Here is a 16,807-nt window from a genome sequence, read left to right on the forward strand (position 1 = left end):
TATCTCCTGTTGCTTATTAGAAAAAAGAGCACAAAGAGGTTGTTTTTTAATTTTGACGACTATGTCTTAACTTGGCACATTATATAGTATCTTCTTTAAATTAAAACTAAGGATGTTACCCAATTTATGCGTATTATTGAGTTATACATCCTAAAACGTGTTTTTATTTTATTTAGTGCTGTGATGGTCGCAGCAATCGGTATTAGTTTGACAGTGCAAGTCCTTGCACGAATTGATTTTCTTACAACAAGTGGGCAAACATTCCTAACAGTTTTATACTTTTCATCCTTATTAGTTCCTCCTGTTATTTCCCTCATCATCCCATTTGCACTAGTGATTGCAATTACAACTATCCTTTCAACAATGAATCAAGATTCAGAGCTAGCTATTATCAGTGCCTCTGGCTTTTCCAAAAACACTGTTTTAAAACCAATTCTTCTTTTAGCTATTTTTACTGCATGTACATCTTTTTCAATCGCTAATTTTGTTGCTCCTCAAGCGCGCCTTAATATGCGACAAATGCTGGCAAACACTCATTCAGACCTCATTAATCTTTTTATTCGCGAAGGCAGTTTTCAAGCACTAACAAACAATCTTTATATAGAAATTGGTGAACGCTACCCAGATGGAACCATTGGACGTCTTTTCATTGCCGACCAGCGCGATTCTAAGATTGACCTTCTCTATTATGCAACCAAAGGTGCAGTTGTTAGTAATAAAAATGGAAATTTTTTAGTCCTCAATGACGGTGAAATTGAAAGAGTGAATTATCAAAATGATAGTGTTTCGATTGTTAAATTTAACTCCTATACTTTTAGCTTAAGTGAATTCATCCCCAATAATGGAGTACCAACTATTTATCCTAAAGACAGGCCTCTTTCTTATTTATTGCATCCTGATTCATATGATCCTTATTATCAGCGTAACCCACTTCAATACAAAGCTGAATTTCACCGTCGACTCACAGAGTGGCTCTACCCAATTGTTTTTGCTTTAATTGCAGTGGCTGCAGCAGGAAATGCGCGTTCACATCGACAAGCACGCACATCAGCAATTATTTTTACGATTACTTCTTCCTTGCTGATTTATTGGATAGAATATTTTTTTGCTGAAAAAACGAAGAATGATCTCACTTACGTTCCTCTGCTCTATATTATACCAATAGGAGTAAGCGTATTAATCTTTTTTATGCTACTGACAAACCGTAAAATTAGTATACCCGCAAGATTTAACGATACTATTCAAGCACTTCTTCAGAAAATGACGAACAAATCTAAATATCGAAAATCTCACTATTCTTCGGACAAAACATCATGATTGGATGGACGCTTGGACGATATTTTTTTGTACGTTATATCAAAACAACCTGTTATTTTGTATTGAGTATTTTTATACTTGCCCTTTTAATTGACTTTACGGAAAATTCTGGTCGACTAGCCTCTCTTCCCCATTATACAGCAAAAGGCGCACTTCTCATTTCAGCGTTGCGTGTTCCTTTTATTATGCAGCAACTCTTTCCTTTCATTGCACTATTTTCTGCAATGACTATGCTAATATCACTTAACAAAAAATTTGAACTTGTTGTTGCTCGTTCAATCGGTGTTTCTGCGTGGCAATTTCTCATACCCGCTTGTCTTGGAGCTTTTCTTTTTGGATTGTTTTCGATTCTTTTTATAAATCCACTTGCCGCGTGGGGATCTTCTCAAGCAGAAAAAATGATTGCTGAATGGCGTAGTAATAATATTCAAACATCTATCAACAAGAATCGTATCCCATGGTTAACACAGCATACAAATTTAGGGACAACAACTATTGGAGCCAGATCAATCACACAGCAAGGTCTTTCTCTTATTGATGCAACCTTTGTGCAATATAATGATAACGCAACAGTTAAGAACTGGATCCACGCAAAACAAGCAACACTAACAAATGACACTTGGCTGTTAACAAATGGCACGATCTACAAAACAGGTTATGTTCCTGAAAAATTTACTGAATTTCGGATAAAAACAAATCTAAAACCCGAGTTTTTAACTGAATATCTAGCCGATCCTGCAACTATTCCATTTTACAAATTACCAAGAAAAATTTCAGCTGCGCGATCATTTGGTTATTCTGCAAATAAGTTCGATATGTACTTACAATCATTGATTGCATTACCAGCATTACTTGTAGCAATGACTCTTATTGCTGCAACAGTATCACTAAAATTTACACGATTTGGACAATCTAAAGCGTTAATTCTTGGTGGTGTAATCGCTGGATTCATGCTTTATGTCATTTCCGTACTCGTTCAAGCGTTTGGTAATGCTGGATACATTCCTCCAGTTATTGCTGCTTGGACGCCAGTTGTTATTGCGTTGTTTTTTGGAATTTCCTTTTTACTTCATAAAGAGGATGGCTAGGTGAAATTGCTTATAAGTAAGAGGATAATTTTGACAAAACTGGACACATTGGTTTTTAAAAGTGCTATTAGTTTTGTTTTAGGCATAACCTTATCTTATTCTGCAATAGCACAAAATTCTAATCTTTCTCTTCAAAACCATATTCAATCCCTAACATCTCCCCTTTTACTTTCTGCTGACAAACTCACTTACAACCATGACGCAGACACTGTCTCTGCTGAAGGAAATGTTCAAATTGAATATGATAACAATAAAGTTATTGCCCAAAAAGTCACTTACAATCAAAAAACAGGACGTATTATAGCACAAGGAAATGTCGAAATTGTTCAAAAGGATGGTAATAAAGTCTATTCTGATTATATTGATATGACTCAAGACCTTGGTGAAGGATTTGTAAATTTTTTACGTGTTGAAGCTATTAACAGTACACATTTTGTAGCTGAAAATGCTGAACGCAGAGGAAGTCAACTTACAATCTTCAATAATGCTGTCTATACAGCGTGTGAACCTCATCATTACAAATCAGATAATGAAGTCTTTTGGCAAATTAAAGCAAAAAAGATCATATGGAATAGTACTACTAAAACAATTCAATTTGAAGACGGTCATTTTGAAGTTTTTGGTGTACCAATTGTCCGGTTTCCTATTTTTGAATTGCCTGATCCAAATGTAAAACGCGTCAGCGGTCTGCTTGCTCCTCACCTTTCTTATACTGATCATCTTGGTATTGGTATTAAGAATTCTTATTTCTGGAATCTCTCACCTCATTATGACTTTACACTTTCCCCCACTTTCTACACAAAACAAGGACTTTTAACTGAAGGAGAATGGCGTCAGCGTTTAAAAACAGGAAATTATAACATCCGTTTTGCTCATATATATCAAATTAATCCTCATAAGTTCGATAATGATACAATTGATGCGCAAAAAAATAACCGTTATATGGTGGCAACAAAAGGCGATTTCCATATTAATTCACGCTGGACTTATGGTTGGGATATTTTTGCCCAGTCAGATAGGCATTTTAGCCGTACATATAAACTTGAAAACTATAGTAATCCTGTACAGCTTTCTCAGCTTTATTTGAACGGCCTTGGAGGAAAAAACTACTTTGATACGCGTTTTTACCATTTCACAGTCCAAGATTTGATACCTACAAATACCATTAACAAACGTCATTTTCAGCAAGCATGGGTTTTACCCCGTATCGATTATTTTTTTACACCAGACAAAGAAGTTTACACTGGGGAACTTACTTTTCATGGCAATATGCAATCAATTTATCGTAATCACTCTGACTTCAATTATACCAATTGGCAAGAACATCCCCCTTATGTCTCTCGGCCTTCTGATATACCTGGAAATAGTTTTCGGTTAACCGGTGAAATAGAATGGAAAAAGCGTTTTAATACACAAAACGGATTACTAATAACCCCTATTTTCGCCTTACGTACTGATACAATAACAAATGCCCGAGAAAGTTATCCTGACCATCTCACAAATGACTCGTCGACAAAATTTAATATTGCCTCACCAACTATTCGCGGCATGGCAACAGCAGGTTTAGAAGTACGTTACCCCCTCCTTGTAACTTCTGGCATCTCTACACATGTCTTAGAACCAACAGCACAGCTCTTTATACGCAATAATGAACAATATGCCAGACTATTACCAAATGAAGATGCACAAAGCTTCGTATTTGATGCAACCACTCTATTTCAACGTGACAAATTCTCTGGTTATGACCGTGTTGAAGGTGGAACAAGAGCAAATATAGGCTTAAGATATTCCGGAAGTTTCAACAATGATTGGTCACTTTACGGTCTTGTTGGACAATCTTTTCATCTTACAGGAAAAAATTCTTTTGCAGAAAAAAACTTTATCAATACAAGTGCTAATTCTGGTCTTGAAACATCGCGTTCAGATTATGTTGCAATGTTTAATGCAAATCATGATAGTGGTTTTGCTTTAGAATCTCGTGGACGTTTTGATAAAAAAACAGGTCAAATCCGCCGTGGTGAAATAGAAGCATCTCAAAAATGGGAAAATTTTAAAGCATCCTTACAATATGCTTATATCCAAAGCCAACCCAATTATGAATATACACAGGATCGTCAAGAAATTTCTTTTCAAACTGGTATTAAATTTTCTAAATATTGGTCTATATATAATAATATCAGTTATGACTTAGTATCTAGTGCATTTGTAAAGCGGGAAATAAATTTAAATTATAAAGATGAATGCTTTGAAATAAAAATCGGCTATCAACAAATAGCTAATCCAGGAAAAAATGCACCTTTGCAGAATTTTAATTTCTCTCTTTCATTACGTACAATCACAGATATTGGGCAAAAGATAAAATTAGATTTATAATGAATGTAGAAATACTTTAACTTATCATTGTTTTTATGTAGGAAAACATATATTTTAATTTGCCAATGAAAATTGATAACCAATGCGAAATTTTACTCATATGAACAGATTAAGAAATAGTTCTTTTGTTTTATTTTACGCTTCTATTTTAACCTTTTGCATTGCTGTTTTGGGTGTAAGTAGCTTTATAAGTGCATTTTTTATATCATCAGTATTTGCGCAAACGACAGTTGCTATCACAGTCAATGGTAATCCTATTACAAATTACGATATTCAAAGACGCATCGCCTTTCTCAAATTACAACAAAAACAGGGTGATCTTTTTGCACAAGCCAGAAATGAACTCATTGATGAGATGCTTAAAAATATTGAAATACAGCGTCTTAATATTGATGTTAGTGATAATGAGATTAATAGCGCCTTTGCAAATTTTGCAGAACAAAATAATATGACCGTTGATCAGCTTAGTGAAATGTTGAATCAAACTGAGGTCACAGAAGAGCACTTTAAAGCATATATTAGCGGACAAATGGGATGGGGGCGTCTTGTTAATGCGCGTTATCAATCTGAAGATGGGTACCTTAGTGAACAAGAAGCCGCACATAGAATATTAAAAAATGGTGGTATAAAACCTTCAACAAATGAATATACATTACAGCAAATTATTTTTGTTATTCCTGCCCACCGTCGTGCAGAACTTCTCACAAAACGTACACAAGAAATAAACAATTTCCGTGCACATTTCCGAGGATGCGATAATACCAAAAAACAAACACGAGGCATTCTAGATGTTACTGTTCGTAATTTAGGTAAATTTTTGGAACCTCAACTTCCTACAGATTGGGAACAAGCTATCCGTGCAACACCTGCTGGAAAAATGACCCAACCGCATGAAACTCCATATGGTATTGAAGCGCTTGCTGTCTGCCAAATAAAAAAAGTTTCTGATGATCGTGTTGCCCAACTGATGTTTTCTATTCAAGACAGTCAAAAAAGGACTCCTCAAAAACTTGAAGCTTTAAGTGAGAAATATTTGAAAGAATTGCGAGAAAGAGCGCATATTCAAAATCATCATGGTTCCACTAGTCGTTAGTAGTGGTGATCCAGCCGGTATTGGCCCTGAAATAGTTTTAAAAGCGTGGAGTATGCGTAATACACGGCATGTTCCACCTTTTGTTCTTTTGGCTGATCCTGAAGTTATTCGTTCACGTGCTCATTTTTTACAACTCAATGTTGATATAGAAACTGTTTTTGTAGATAATCTTGTAAAAAACTTCCAAACGGCTCTTCCTGTAATGCCATTAAAAAATCGGCAAAACAACCAATTAGGAATCCCCTCATCAAGCAATATCGCTGGAATAGTTGAAGCTATCACACGCGGCGTTCAATTGATTCAAGATGGTCATGCGTGTGCACTAATCACGTGCCCTATTGCAAAAAAAAGCCTTTATGATGCTGGATTTAAATTTCCAGGCCATACTGAATTTCTTGCTTATCTTGCCTATAAAGCTTCAAATAAACATTACCACCCAGTTATGATGTTATCTGGACCGCAATTAAAAACAGTGCCTATTACTGTCCATATTCCACTTAATGAAATTCCCTCACACCTCACGTATAACTTAATCATTCAAACTGCATTAATTGTTGAAAATGATTTAAAAAAACGATTTGCAATCACTACACCTCGTTTAGCTGTAGCCGGTCTTAACCCGCATGCTGGAGAAGATGGTACGATGGGAAAAGAAGATATCGAAATTATTGCTCCTGCAATTAAATACCTTAAGAAAAAGGGACTTAATATCATAGGCCCTCTACCTCCTGACACAATGTTCCATCAACGTGCGAGACAAACATATGACGTTGCTCTTTGCATGTATCACGATCAAGCCCTTATTCCCGTTAAAACTTTGGACTTTGATACCACTGTTAATATTACCTTAGGATTGCCCTTTATTCGAACATCTCCAGATCATGGAACTGCTTTTGACATTGCCAACAAGGGAATAGCCTCTCCTGAAAGTTTTATTGCTGCTCTTACACTTGCAAATCAACTTGCTAAAAATAGTTTTATAACATGCCAATAGATAACCTCCCTCCTCTGCGTGAAGTAATTAATACATACGGACTGCAAGCTAATAAATCTCTTGGTCAAAATTTCCTTTTTGATCTTAATTTAACATCTAAAATCGCCCAACAAGCAGGAAATATAGCAGGAAAACCTGTCATTGAGGTTGGTCCAGGCCCTGGAGGTTTAACGCGCGCCTTGCTCGCAAAAGGTGCCATTGTAACAGCAATAGAACGTGATGAACGCTGTCTACAGGCGCTATTGGATATAGAAAAACACTATCCGCAAAAATTAAAAGTTATTTATAATGATGCACTAAAGCAAAATTTTTCAGAAATTTTTGAAGCATATCCAGAGAAACCACATATCATTGCAAATCTTCCATACAATATTGGAACACAGCTCTTATTAAACTGGATTTTAACTGAACCATGGCCTCCTTTTTATAAATCAATGACACTGATGTTTCAACGTGAAGTAGCCAAACGTATTACCGCTACTCCTCATTCCCCTCACTATGGCCGCCTTAGTGTATTAATTGGCTGGCGCGCTATTGCAAAAATTGCTTTTGACGTTTCTCCAAAAGCCTTCACACCAATACCTAAAGTTACTTCTTCCGTTGTTCACATTATTCCGCGTTCACAACCTCTCCCCTGCTCAACACAAAAATTAAGCCTTGTGACAAAAGCTGCCTTTGGACAAAAGCGGAAAATGCTTCGTCAAAGTCTTAAAACTATTGGAGGTGAAATGCTTTTAGAAAAATCTGGAATTGACGGAACACGTCGAGCTGAAACACTCTCGATTTCTGAATTTGTGTCTTTAGCAAATTTAGTCATTTAAAAGTTTAAAACTTTTACTCATGTAAAGGCTTTTTAAAACAATAAATGTCTCAATTAATTTTTTCGGTAACAAGTGTATTAACGAAAGATTCAAGAAAACTGCAACGCTTACGTTTCACTGTTTCTCCTAAATAAATTGATTTAATAAGCAATAAGGACTGATTTAAATCTTCGTTAATCACAACATAATCGTAAGAACGCCATTGTTGTATCTCTGTTCGTGCATTATTCAACCGCAGATCAATGATACTCTGACTATCTTCTGCTCGACGATGTAAACGAGAAACTAACTCTTTCATCGATGGGGGGAGGATAAAAACAGATACAGTATCCCCTGGCATTTTTTGTTGAAGCTGTTCTGTCCCCTGATAATCAATATCAAACAGCATATCTTGGCCATTTATCAGCGCATTTTCAACGTTTTTACGTAAAGTTCCATAATAATTTCCGTGAACTTCAGCCCATTCTATAAACTCATCTTTATCACGCTTATGTTCAAATTCTTCCTTTGAAATAAAGTGATAATGGAGACCATCTACTTCACTGGGACGTTTTTGTCGTGTCGTCACACTTATAGATAGTTCTAATTGTTCATCTTTCAGCATTAACCGAGAAAGGGTTGATTTACCAGCGCCTGAAGGTGAAGAGAGAATAAATAGAAAACCACGACGTCTATTTGTTGTTTGAGCGCTTAATTTACTATCTAGTAATGCCATCATGTCACTCTTTTTTAAGTTTTTTTCTAAAACCGTATATTAAAATTTAAGTCATAAATTTTCAGATCTAAAAAGATCTAACGTATTTTCTCTAATGCACGCCATTTACGGACATTTATATGATGTTCATTTAAAGTTTTAGAAAAAATATGCCCACCTGAACCATCAGCTACAAAATAGAGCGCATCACTTTTTGGTGCATGCGCTACTGCTTTTAAAGAATCACGACTTGGATTTGCAATAGCTGTTGGCGGTAACCCATTAATTTTATAAGTATTATATGGAGTTTCCTTTTCAAGATCCGAGCGATAAATCGGGCGACCTGAAGGCTTACCTTTTCCACCAAAAATACCATAAATTACCGTTGGATCGGATTGAAGGCGCATACCTTTAGAAAGGCGGTTATGAAATACCGCAGCAATTTGAGGTCTTTCTGACGCAATTCCCGTTTCCTTTTCAACAATTGATGCCAATATAACAAATTCGTCAACGGTCTTGATTGGTAAATTGGAAGAACGAGATTCCCATATCTCATTAATTAATTTTGTTTGTTCTTCACGCAATCTCTTTATAATCTCTGCACGTGTTGTGCCACGAATGAAATGAACGGTATCAGTCATTAAGCTCCCTTCTGGAGGTAAAACCTCAGGAAGATCACCAACCAAAACTTCATTAGCAGCTAATCGATCAAAAACTTGTTGAACCGTTAAACCTTCTGGTACTGTGAATGTATACTCAATAGACTTTCCCTTCACAAGAATATCCATGATATCCTTCATCGAAGCATGAACTGGTATTAAATATTCACCCGCTTTAAGACGTGTCGTACTCTGATGATAACCAACTCCATAAACAAAAACATCAGACGATCGAATAAGACCACGTTGCTCAAGCAACGATGCAATTTCACGAATTCCCGTTCCAGGACGGATCAAAATAATTTCTTCTTTCTCAGCCGTTCCCTTTCCTTCAAATATACTTTTCCCAATATAAAGAGGAATGCTGACAGCCAAAATAATAACCACTATCAACATTAGGAAAAAATTACCGAGAATGACAAATGGATTACGGGAAATAGACGACCTCTTCCGCTTTTTATACGGTAACATACCATTATTACTGAGCAAATGATTCAATAAAGAATTATTTACGTCCTGTGGTGGTATTTCATTTTTCGCATCGGACATGATTATCAATTTTGGTAACTTTTAAATATTATGCTATCATTTCTTACCCTAAACTTATTATAAAGAAAAAAGCTCAAGAAGCGATAATAATAAATAAAAATGTTTACTATTCTCCAAAGCGTCGCATCACCAACGATGCATTTGTTCCCCCAAAACCAAACGAATTAGAAAGAATCGTATCAATTTTTCGTTCACGTGGCTTATGTGGAACAAGATCAATTTTCGTTTCAATAGATGGATTATCAAGATTAAGGGTAGCTGGCGCTATATTATCTCGTATTGCTAAAATACAAAAAATAGCCTCAGCTGCACCAGCCGCACCAAGCAAATGCCCAATAGACGATTTTGTTGATGACATTGATACCTGCGATGCATGGCTACCTAAAACACATTCAACAGCTGCTAATTCTATAACATCAGCCATTGTTGATGTACCGTGAGCATTAATATAATCAATATCACATACATTCACTTGTGCACGTTTAAGAGCAGCTACCATACTGCGCTGAGCGCCTTCGCCACTTTCTGAAGGAGCTGTAATATGATAAGCATCGCCAGATAAACCATAACCAATAACCTCAGCATAAATACGAGCACCTCGCTTCTTTGCATGCTCAAGCTCTTCTAAAATGACAACTGCAGCCCCCTCTCCCATAACAAAACCATCGCGATCTGCATCATAAGGGCGTGATGCACGCTCAGGATCATCATTACGTCCAGTAGAAAGAGCTTTACAAGCAGCAAAACCAGCAAGAGATATCCGATTGATTGGGGATTCAGCACCACCTGCCGCCATCACATCCGCATCACCCAACGCAATTAAACGAGCTGCATCACCAATCGCATGCGCACCTGTTGAACAAGCTGTTACAACTGAATGATTAGGACCACGTAAACCATATTTAATAGAGACATAACCAGATGCAAGGTTAATCAAACGTCCTGGAATAAAAAAAGGAGAAACCCTCCTTGGCCCTTTATCACGAAGTGTATAACCAGCTTCAACAATGCCTTCAATGCCGCCAACACCAGAACCAATCATCACACCCGTACGAATTTGATCTTCATCATTTTGGGGACACCATTCAGCATCTGCAAATGCTTGATCGGCAGCAGCTACCGCATAAGTAATAAATGCATCCACTTTGCGCTGTTCCCTAGGCTCCATATGCAAATCAGCATTATATGTACCGTTTGTTCCATCCCCCAAGGGGATACGTGCAGCAATTTGACACGGTAAATCAGCTACATCAAACTCTGTAATACGTCGAACACCACTTTTTCCTTCAAGAAGATGCTTCCAGCTATATTCGACATTACCAGCTAATGGAGATACTAATCCCAAACCAGTAACAACAACCCGTCTCATATTTTTAACCTTGAATCAACCCTTCACCCCCTCAAAGCCATATGTCCAAATTCAAATAGCTTTAAGTAAAGAATAAAGGCAAAAGCATTCTACCACTCTTGCCCTTTACATCAAATTACACAGAGGCTTTATCAATAAATTTTACAGCATCACCAACTGTGAAAATCGTTTCAGCAGCATCATCTGGAATCTCTACACCGAACTCTTCTTCAAAAGCCATAACGAGCTCAACCGTATCAAGGCTATCTGCACCTAGATCATCAATAAAGCTTGCATTTTCTACAACTTTATCTGCGTCAACTCCAAGATGCTCTACGATAATCTTCTTAACGCGCTCTTCTGTATTACTCATATTGTCCTCACAATTCTATATTGTTTCCCTGTTTGGTTAGCGATATAAGTTCACCTAATCAAGCAATAGATGCATTGCTCCAAAATTTTAACGATGATTTTTAGAACACTCTGTGGATATCCTTTAAAAATGAACTAATTTTGCATCGTAGATATAAGATTGAGCAATCACCCCGTCAAAGAAATAAACGCATCGCTTTATTTCACTTGTTATTATCTAAAATAATAAAACTTATAAATCAATGTAGAATAAAATAAATACTCAGATCATTGCCATACCACCATTAACATGGATCGTCTGACCTGTGACATACGCAGCTTCATCACTCGCTAAATAAACAGCTGCAGAAGCTATATCCTCACCTATGCCCATACGCTTCATGGGAATAGCAGTCATAATTGCATCTTTCTGTTTTTCATTAAGTTTATCAGTCATCGCAGATTTAATAAATCCTGGAGCAATGCAATTAACAGTTATATTTCGTGATGCAATTTCCTGTGCCAATGATTTAGAAAAACCTATCACACCAGCTTTTGCAGCACAATAATTTGTTTGCCCAGGATTACCAACAACACCAACAATAGATGTTATATTAATAATACGTCCGTAGCGACGGCGCATCATAGCATGTATCAATTCACGCGTTAGAGTAAAAGTAGCTGTCAAATTGACAGCTAATACATCATCCCAATGTTGGTCTTGCATACGCACAAAAAGGCCATCTTGAGTGATACCAGCATTGTTAACAAGAATGTCGACACCACCCATTTCTTTTTCCACCGTTTCAGCCAATTGTTTAATGCTTTCACGCTCAAAAAAGTTAGCAGGAAAGACAAAAACATTCCGACCAAGATCTGCAGCAACTTCCTTGAGCTTTTCCTCACGTGTTCCATGAAGCCCAACAATTGCTCCTTGCGCATGAAAAAAACGCGCAATTGCCTCACCAATATCCCCTGACGCTCCCGTTACAAGAGCTTTACGACCTGTTAATTTAAACATCTTTCAAACTTCCTAAAATTAAACACCTAGTACCTGTAATGCACTTTCAATTTCCTCAGCCGTACCAATTGTTAACCCCTTAATATTTTTATTAATACGTCGAGCTAAACCTGTTAACACTTTTCCAGAACCAACTTCAAAAAGTGTATCAACTCCATTAGATCCAAACCACTCAACTGTTTCACGCCACCGCACTCGCCCAGTCACTTGTTCAACAAGTAGCATAAAAATGCGCTCTGGATCACTTTCTGGTACAACAGAAATATTTGCGACAACCGGAACAATAGGTGCTGCTTTGTTAACAGCTAAAAGAGCATCTTTCATTACATCAGCAGCAGGTTGCATTAAAGCCGAATGGAACGGCGCTGAAACCGGTAGAAGAAGCGCACGCTTAGCACCTTTTTCTAAAGCAGCTTTCATTGCCGCTTCAACTGCTTTTGCTTCACCTGAAATAACAATTTGTCCACCACCATTGTCATTAGCAATCTGACATAGACCTTCTCCTAAAACGGTGCTGCAAATTTCTTCAACATTTTGTTCATCCAAACCGATAAGTGCTGCCATTAAACCTTCACCAACAGCAACAGCTCTCTGCATAGCATTGCCACGAATTCGTAAAAGCCTTGCTGTATCAGCCAAACTCAATGTACGAACCGCACAAAGTGCTGAATATTCCCCTAAAGAATGTCCTGCAACAAATTTTACCTTTGATTCTATATCTAATCCCAACTTTTCCATCACACGAATAATTGCCAGCGACACAGCCATCAAAGCTGGTTGTGCATTTGCTGTTAATGCAAGAACATCTGCTGGTCCTTCAAAAATAATATGTGATAATTTTTCACCTAAAGCATCATCAACTTCCTCAAAGACCATACGTGCTTCAACAAATTGCTCTGCAAGCACTTTGCCCATACCAACAACTTGGCTTCCCTGGCCTGGAAAAGTAAAGGCTGCTACCATTAGTTTTACTCCTCAATCGAGCATTAATATTTGTTATTGCCCCAACACATAAGCATAAATCAAAACAAAGCAACCTATTTAGAACAGATATTTGTCTTAAAATTATATTTTAAGGGTGGAATTTGATATAAAAACTCAGGAAAATAAGGTGCAATCAATCGAATAACACCCCAACTCGTTAGACTTCCCAAAACTGCACCACTTAAAACATCAAAAGGATAGTGTACGCCAGTAAAAATACGCCCCCAACAGATCAAAAATAACAGTACTAATGCAAACTTAGAGACAAGTTTGTACTGATAGAAATAAAGACAAGTAGTGTAAGATGCAATAACTAGAGCGTGATGGCTAGGAAAAGAAGCTGTTGCTTTATGCTCAATTAGTGACTGTGTTAAACCTGAAACAAACGGACGTGGACGAAAATAAATAAGAGAAATAAGATAACTAAAAAAAAGAGCAGCACAAATGCTAACACAAATACTTAGTGCTACACGTCGTTCCATATATCCGCTGCAAAACCACAGCGCACAAAGATGTACAGGAATTACATAAATTAAAAACTTTGCACAAATAATACCAATCCAAACCAACACCATCCCCATTGGATGATTGCCAGAAAATATCTCAAAAAGTGCTACATCAATCTGGTTTAAAAAAACCATTTTCACCTCTTTTGTTCCTACAGTCGACAGAATGTTATTTTATATATTTAAAGACAATAAGATATATAAAAATATATCAAAACTTAATTAAGTCACATTTTTTACAATCATCAACTTGCTATTTTTTGAGATAAGCTGTAAATATCAGCCACTCATTACCAGCATTTGGCTGGAGGTTGAACGGAGGACTGGAAAATACCAGTAGGAAATACAATAATTCCGACCTCCCGTATCTCCACTCTCGGATGTCTCGAATTATAAATGCGTCCTTTCTTCTTTTTGGGTTTCCTAAAAAGACAAGTCGCAGAGGCTTTGCGCCAAAACTGGTGAAGTTTAATTGAAGAAAGGCAAAATTAATGGCTCTTTATGAACACGTGTTTCTTGCCCGACAGGGTGTCACGCCACAGCAGATTGATGAACTTTTAAAAATTTATAAAAATGTCATTGAAGCGCACGGAGGAACAATCGGGCGTATTGAAAATTGGGGTCTTTGCACTCTTGCTTACCGTATCCGCAAAAACCGCAAAGCTCACTATGTATTGCTTAATATCGATGCCCCAGCTGTAGCAATGGCTGAAATTGAGCGCCAAATGCGCATTAACGAGGACGTTTTGCGTTATATGACAATCCGCGTAGAAAAGCATGAAAAAGAACAATCTGCCATGCTTTCACGATCTAATCAGGAAGACTCCTTTAGCAAAAATGAGGAGCGGTCTCGCCCTACGCGTCACCAACATGAAGACACCACGGAAGGAATGGAATAATGATTGAAATTAATCAAACCCCTGTACGTCGTCCTTTTCATCGTCGTCGTAAAACGTGTCCGTTTTCAGGTGCAAATGCTCCGAAGATTGATTATAAAGACATTAAGCTGTTACAGCGTTACATTTCAGAACGTGGTAAAATTGTTCCTTCACGTATTACCGCCGTCAGCCAGAAAAAACAGCGTGAATTAGCTAATGCTATCAAACGTGCCCGTTTTCTCGGGTTGCTTCCGTATGTTGTTAAATAGACTGTATATATTCAACATAGAATCAGAATATTTTAAAACTATTTTTATTGGTATGTTAGAAGTACATTAACTACTCCACATACAAGTCGAGTACGCAAACGTTAAAATACCTAAAGTTGGGGCATTGCCCCTAACTGCAAAAGGCAGGACAGCGATAAATGAAACATTTTCATTTTTATAAAATAATGATTGGTATTTTAGCAGGATTATTTGCTGCTGTTATAGGAATGGCAATTATTAGTGTTGCCAATATTGCGCCTTATTTTTCTCTCCTTCTTGGTTTCTTTATTTCACTTCCAATTTTTATTGTAGCCTTCGGCTTTGGAACGTTATCTAGCCTTATTGCTTTAACAAGTGTCACTTTTATCTTTAGCATAGCTAACAATATTTATATTGGTTTTGGCTTTATGTTGCTGTTTTTTCTTCCAGCCGTCTATACCTCTTGGCTCTTTGGGCTTGCTCGATTAACACAAAAGGAAAATGAACTAATATGGTATCCATTATCATCAGTTGTTTTCCTTTCAACCAATTTTATTGCTCTTACATTAACCTTTATTGGAATCTATGTGCAAATGCACCCAATAACTCCTATCATTGCACAAGAGGTTACCGCAAATATAGTGCAAGTTATGCGTCAATCACAGTCTATAAATGAAGATGATATTCTTGCCTTTAGCGAACTTTTAACGACACATGCAGCCACCTTAATAGCTATTGCACTTACTGGTTACAGTTTGATTTTTCTCGTTGGCAATCTTTATTTTTCAATGATAACAGCACGACATATGAAGTGGTTAACAAGACCTCGTGATGATTGGGGGCAAACTTTCCGCCTTCCACTTTCTGGACTCATTATTTTTATCGTCGCTTGTATAGCATCAATGCTTGAACTCGGTTCTATTCTTAATTTAGGTACACGCGTTTTTACCACTGCATATACTGTTGTCATATCAATCAGTGGTTTAGCGTATCTCCATCATATTACAAAAGGGGTAAATGGACGGGTAATTATATTATCGCTCGTTTATATAGCTGCTTTGACTGTTGTTTTTACAACACCTATTGTTTTCATGACCATATTGATGGGCATTTGGGCAACTATTCAATACAACTTCCAATCACACAACAAACTTCATTAATTTATTTATTCGAAAGGAATAAACTATGGATATTATTTTACTTGAACGCATTCCTCATCTTGGTCAAATAGGTGATATTGTTTCAGTTAAAAATGGTTACGCACGTAATTTTTTGTTGCCTCAAGGTAAAGCTTTACGAGCTAATGAAGCTAATAAAAAATATTTTGAAACACAACGTGTACAGCTTGAAGCCCGTAATCTTGAGCGAAAAAATGAAGCTCAAAAAGTGGCTGAAAAACTTGATGGTCAATCGTTTATTGTTGTCCGTTCCGCTGGTGAAACAGGTCAACTTTATGGTTCTGTGTCAACACGTGATATTTCAGAAATTATAACAGAAGAAGGCTTTTCTGTTGGGCGCAATCAGATTGAGCTTAATCACCCAATCAAAACAATCGGTCTTCATACCATCACAATTAGTCTACATCCTGAAGTTCAAATTTCTGTGACAATTAATATTGCACGTTCGACTAATGAAGCACAACGTCAAGCAGAAGGTGAAAACCTCACCTCAATCGAAGCAATATATGGTATTCAAGAACAGCCATTAGCAGAAGAAATTGATGACAATGATGAAAAGAGCGTGAACGAAACAGCTTAATTGATATTTTTCTTATCTTGTCGACTTTTTGTTCTTATTTTTTATTATTTAACATATTGATATCTTACAAAAAATACCCTGCTTTTAAGCAGGGTATTTTATAATGATATTATAATATTATATCC

17 protein-coding genes are annotated in these 16,807 nt (G+C 36.9%); 10 read left to right on the forward strand and 7 right to left on the reverse strand.

Going from position 1 to position 16,807, the window contains the following annotated elements:
- Nucleotides 1–126: 126 nt before the first annotated feature.
- The 6 genes from lptF to rsmA all read left to right on the forward strand — a co-directional run bounded on the left by lptF (nt 127) and on the right by rsmA (nt 7,686).
- The gene (gene lptF, locus GGR10_RS01450; protein WP_182479579.1) at nt 127–1,317 is read left to right on the forward strand and encodes an LPS export ABC transporter permease LptF; all 1,191 of its coding nucleotides are present in this window, start codon (nt 127–129) and stop codon (nt 1,315–1,317) included.
- Nucleotides 1,314–2,405: an LPS export ABC transporter permease LptG gene (gene lptG / locus GGR10_RS01455; RefSeq protein ID WP_182479580.1), complete on the forward strand. Its 1,092-nt coding sequence runs from the start codon at nt 1,314–1,316 to the stop codon at nt 2,403–2,405. Before lptF ends, lptG begins: the two co-directional genes overlap by 4 nt.
- Complete coding sequence (locus tag GGR10_RS01460; RefSeq protein WP_182479581.1) at nt 2,406–4,778, forward strand: LPS-assembly protein LptD; 2,373 nt, start codon at nt 2,406–2,408, stop codon at nt 4,776–4,778.
- 82 nt (nt 4,779–4,860) lie between these two features.
- Nucleotides 4,861–5,871 carry a peptidylprolyl isomerase gene (locus tag GGR10_RS01465; RefSeq protein ID WP_182479582.1) on the forward strand — a complete coding sequence of 337 codons (1,011 nt, stop codon included), beginning with the start codon at nt 4,861–4,863 and terminating at the stop codon, nt 5,869–5,871.
- Nucleotides 5,852–6,865 (forward strand): 4-hydroxythreonine-4-phosphate dehydrogenase PdxA, encoded by a 1,014-nt coding sequence (gene pdxA / locus GGR10_RS01470; protein ID WP_182479583.1) that lies wholly within the window; start codon nt 5,852–5,854, stop codon nt 6,863–6,865. The genes GGR10_RS01465 and pdxA overlap by 20 nt, the downstream gene beginning before the upstream one ends.
- Nucleotides 6,856–7,686, forward strand: a complete 831-nt coding sequence (rsmA, locus tag GGR10_RS01475; protein ID WP_182479584.1) for a 16S rRNA (adenine(1518)-N(6)/adenine(1519)-N(6))-dimethyltransferase RsmA — start codon at nt 6,856–6,858, stop codon at nt 7,684–7,686. Before pdxA ends, rsmA begins: the two co-directional genes overlap by 10 nt.
- 49 nt (nt 7,687–7,735) lie before the next feature.
- Here the strand turns inward: rsmA and gmk are convergent, their stop codons facing one another.
- The 7 genes from gmk to GGR10_RS01510 form a co-directional block, all read right to left on the reverse strand.
- Nucleotides 7,736–8,401 carry a guanylate kinase gene (gene gmk / locus GGR10_RS01480; protein ID WP_182479745.1) on the reverse strand — a complete coding sequence of 222 codons (666 nt, stop codon included), beginning with the start codon at nt 8,399–8,401 and terminating at the stop codon, nt 7,736–7,738.
- A gap of 77 nt (nt 8,402–8,478) precedes the next feature.
- Complete coding sequence (gene mltG, locus GGR10_RS01485) at nt 8,479–9,588, reverse strand: endolytic transglycosylase MltG (protein WP_182479585.1); 1,110 nt, start codon at nt 9,586–9,588, stop codon at nt 8,479–8,481.
- Nucleotides 9,589–9,694: 106 nt separating this feature from the next.
- On the reverse strand, nt 9,695–10,957 hold the full coding sequence (gene fabF, locus GGR10_RS01490) for a beta-ketoacyl-ACP synthase II (protein ID WP_182479586.1): 1,263 nt from the start codon (nt 10,955–10,957) through the stop codon (nt 9,695–9,697).
- A gap of 115 nt (nt 10,958–11,072) precedes the next feature.
- A complete protein-coding gene (locus tag GGR10_RS01495) occupies nt 11,073–11,309 on the reverse strand; it encodes an acyl carrier protein (RefSeq protein WP_007477496.1) in 237 nt (78 codons plus the stop codon).
- Nucleotides 11,310–11,570: 261 nt separating this feature from the next.
- Nucleotides 11,571–12,308, reverse strand: a complete 738-nt coding sequence (gene fabG, locus GGR10_RS01500; protein WP_182479587.1) for a 3-oxoacyl-[acyl-carrier-protein] reductase — start codon at nt 12,306–12,308, stop codon at nt 11,571–11,573.
- An 18-nt stretch (nt 12,309–12,326) separates the two neighbouring features.
- On the reverse strand, nt 12,327–13,271 hold the full coding sequence (fabD, locus tag GGR10_RS01505) for an ACP S-malonyltransferase (protein ID WP_182479588.1): 945 nt from the start codon (nt 13,269–13,271) through the stop codon (nt 12,327–12,329).
- A gap of 74 nt (nt 13,272–13,345) precedes the next feature.
- Nucleotides 13,346–13,933 carry an undecaprenyl-diphosphatase gene (locus GGR10_RS01510; RefSeq protein WP_182479589.1) on the reverse strand — a complete coding sequence of 196 codons (588 nt, stop codon included), beginning with the start codon at nt 13,931–13,933 and terminating at the stop codon, nt 13,346–13,348.
- 356 nt (nt 13,934–14,289) lie between these two features.
- Here GGR10_RS01510 and rpsF point away from each other — a divergent pair, with 356 nt between their 5' ends.
- The 4 genes from rpsF (at nt 14,290) to rplI (ending at nt 16,682) form a co-directional block, all read left to right on the forward strand.
- Entirely contained in the window at nt 14,290–14,697 is a 408-nt protein-coding gene (rpsF, locus tag GGR10_RS01515; RefSeq protein ID WP_182479590.1) for a 30S ribosomal protein S6, read from the forward strand.
- Nucleotides 14,697–14,945: a 30S ribosomal protein S18 gene (gene rpsR, locus GGR10_RS01520; protein WP_007477487.1), complete on the forward strand. Its 249-nt coding sequence runs from the start codon at nt 14,697–14,699 to the stop codon at nt 14,943–14,945. Before rpsF ends, rpsR begins: the two co-directional genes overlap by 1 nt.
- Nucleotides 14,946–15,103: 158 nt before the next feature.
- Entirely contained in the window at nt 15,104–16,084 is a 981-nt protein-coding gene (locus tag GGR10_RS01525) for a hypothetical protein (protein WP_182479591.1), read from the forward strand.
- A 25-nt stretch (nt 16,085–16,109) separates the two neighbouring features.
- The gene (rplI, locus tag GGR10_RS01530) at nt 16,110–16,682 is read left to right on the forward strand and encodes a 50S ribosomal protein L9 (protein WP_078689576.1); all 573 of its coding nucleotides are present in this window, start codon (nt 16,110–16,112) and stop codon (nt 16,680–16,682) included.
- The last annotated feature ends 125 nt before the right edge of the window (nt 16,683–16,807 follow it).

The sequence above is a fragment of the Bartonella chomelii genome (assembly GCF_014138465.1).
GTDB lineage: Bacteria > Pseudomonadota > Alphaproteobacteria > Rhizobiales > Rhizobiaceae > Bartonella > Bartonella schoenbuchensis.

Excerpts from the sequence above, each read along its gene's own strand:
- rpsF (WP_182479590.1), top strand. The coding sequence starts at position 14,290 with ATGGCTCTTTATGAACACGTGTTTCTTGCCCGACAGGGTGTCACGCCA.
- rpsR (WP_007477487.1), top strand. The coding sequence starts at position 14,697 with ATGATTGAAATTAATCAAACCCCTGTACGTCGTCCTTTTCATCGTCGT.
- fabD (WP_182479588.1), bottom strand. The coding sequence starts at position 13,271 with ATGGTAGCAGCCTTTACTTTTCCAGGCCAGGGAAGCCAAGTTGTTGGT.
- lptG (WP_182479580.1), top strand. The coding sequence starts at position 1,314 with ATGATTGGATGGACGCTTGGACGATATTTTTTTGTACGTTATATCAAA.
- pdxA (WP_182479583.1), top strand. The coding sequence starts at position 5,852 with ATGGTTCCACTAGTCGTTAGTAGTGGTGATCCAGCCGGTATTGGCCCT.
- GGR10_RS01525 (WP_182479591.1), top strand. The coding sequence starts at position 15,104 with ATGAAACATTTTCATTTTTATAAAATAATGATTGGTATTTTAGCAGGA.
- lptF (WP_182479579.1), top strand. The coding sequence starts at position 127 with ATGCGTATTATTGAGTTATACATCCTAAAACGTGTTTTTATTTTATTT.
- GGR10_RS01510 (WP_182479589.1), bottom strand. The coding sequence starts at position 13,933 with ATGGTTTTTTTAAACCAGATTGATGTAGCACTTTTTGAGATATTTTCT.
- GGR10_RS01465 (WP_182479582.1), top strand. The coding sequence starts at position 4,861 with ATGCGAAATTTTACTCATATGAACAGATTAAGAAATAGTTCTTTTGTT.
- rplI (WP_078689576.1), top strand. The coding sequence starts at position 16,110 with ATGGATATTATTTTACTTGAACGCATTCCTCATCTTGGTCAAATAGGT.
- mltG (WP_182479585.1), bottom strand. The coding sequence starts at position 9,588 with ATGTCCGATGCGAAAAATGAAATACCACCACAGGACGTAAATAATTCT.
- fabG (WP_182479587.1), bottom strand. The coding sequence starts at position 12,308 with ATGTTTAAATTAACAGGTCGTAAAGCTCTTGTAACGGGAGCGTCAGGG.
- rsmA (WP_182479584.1), top strand. The coding sequence starts at position 6,856 with ATGCCAATAGATAACCTCCCTCCTCTGCGTGAAGTAATTAATACATAC.
- gmk (WP_182479745.1), bottom strand. The coding sequence starts at position 8,401 with ATGGCATTACTAGATAGTAAATTAAGCGCTCAAACAACAAATAGACGT.
- GGR10_RS01495 (WP_007477496.1), bottom strand. The coding sequence starts at position 11,309 with ATGAGTAATACAGAAGAGCGCGTTAAGAAGATTATCGTAGAGCATCTT.
- fabF (WP_182479586.1), bottom strand. The coding sequence starts at position 10,957 with ATGAGACGGGTTGTTGTTACTGGTTTGGGATTAGTATCTCCATTAGCT.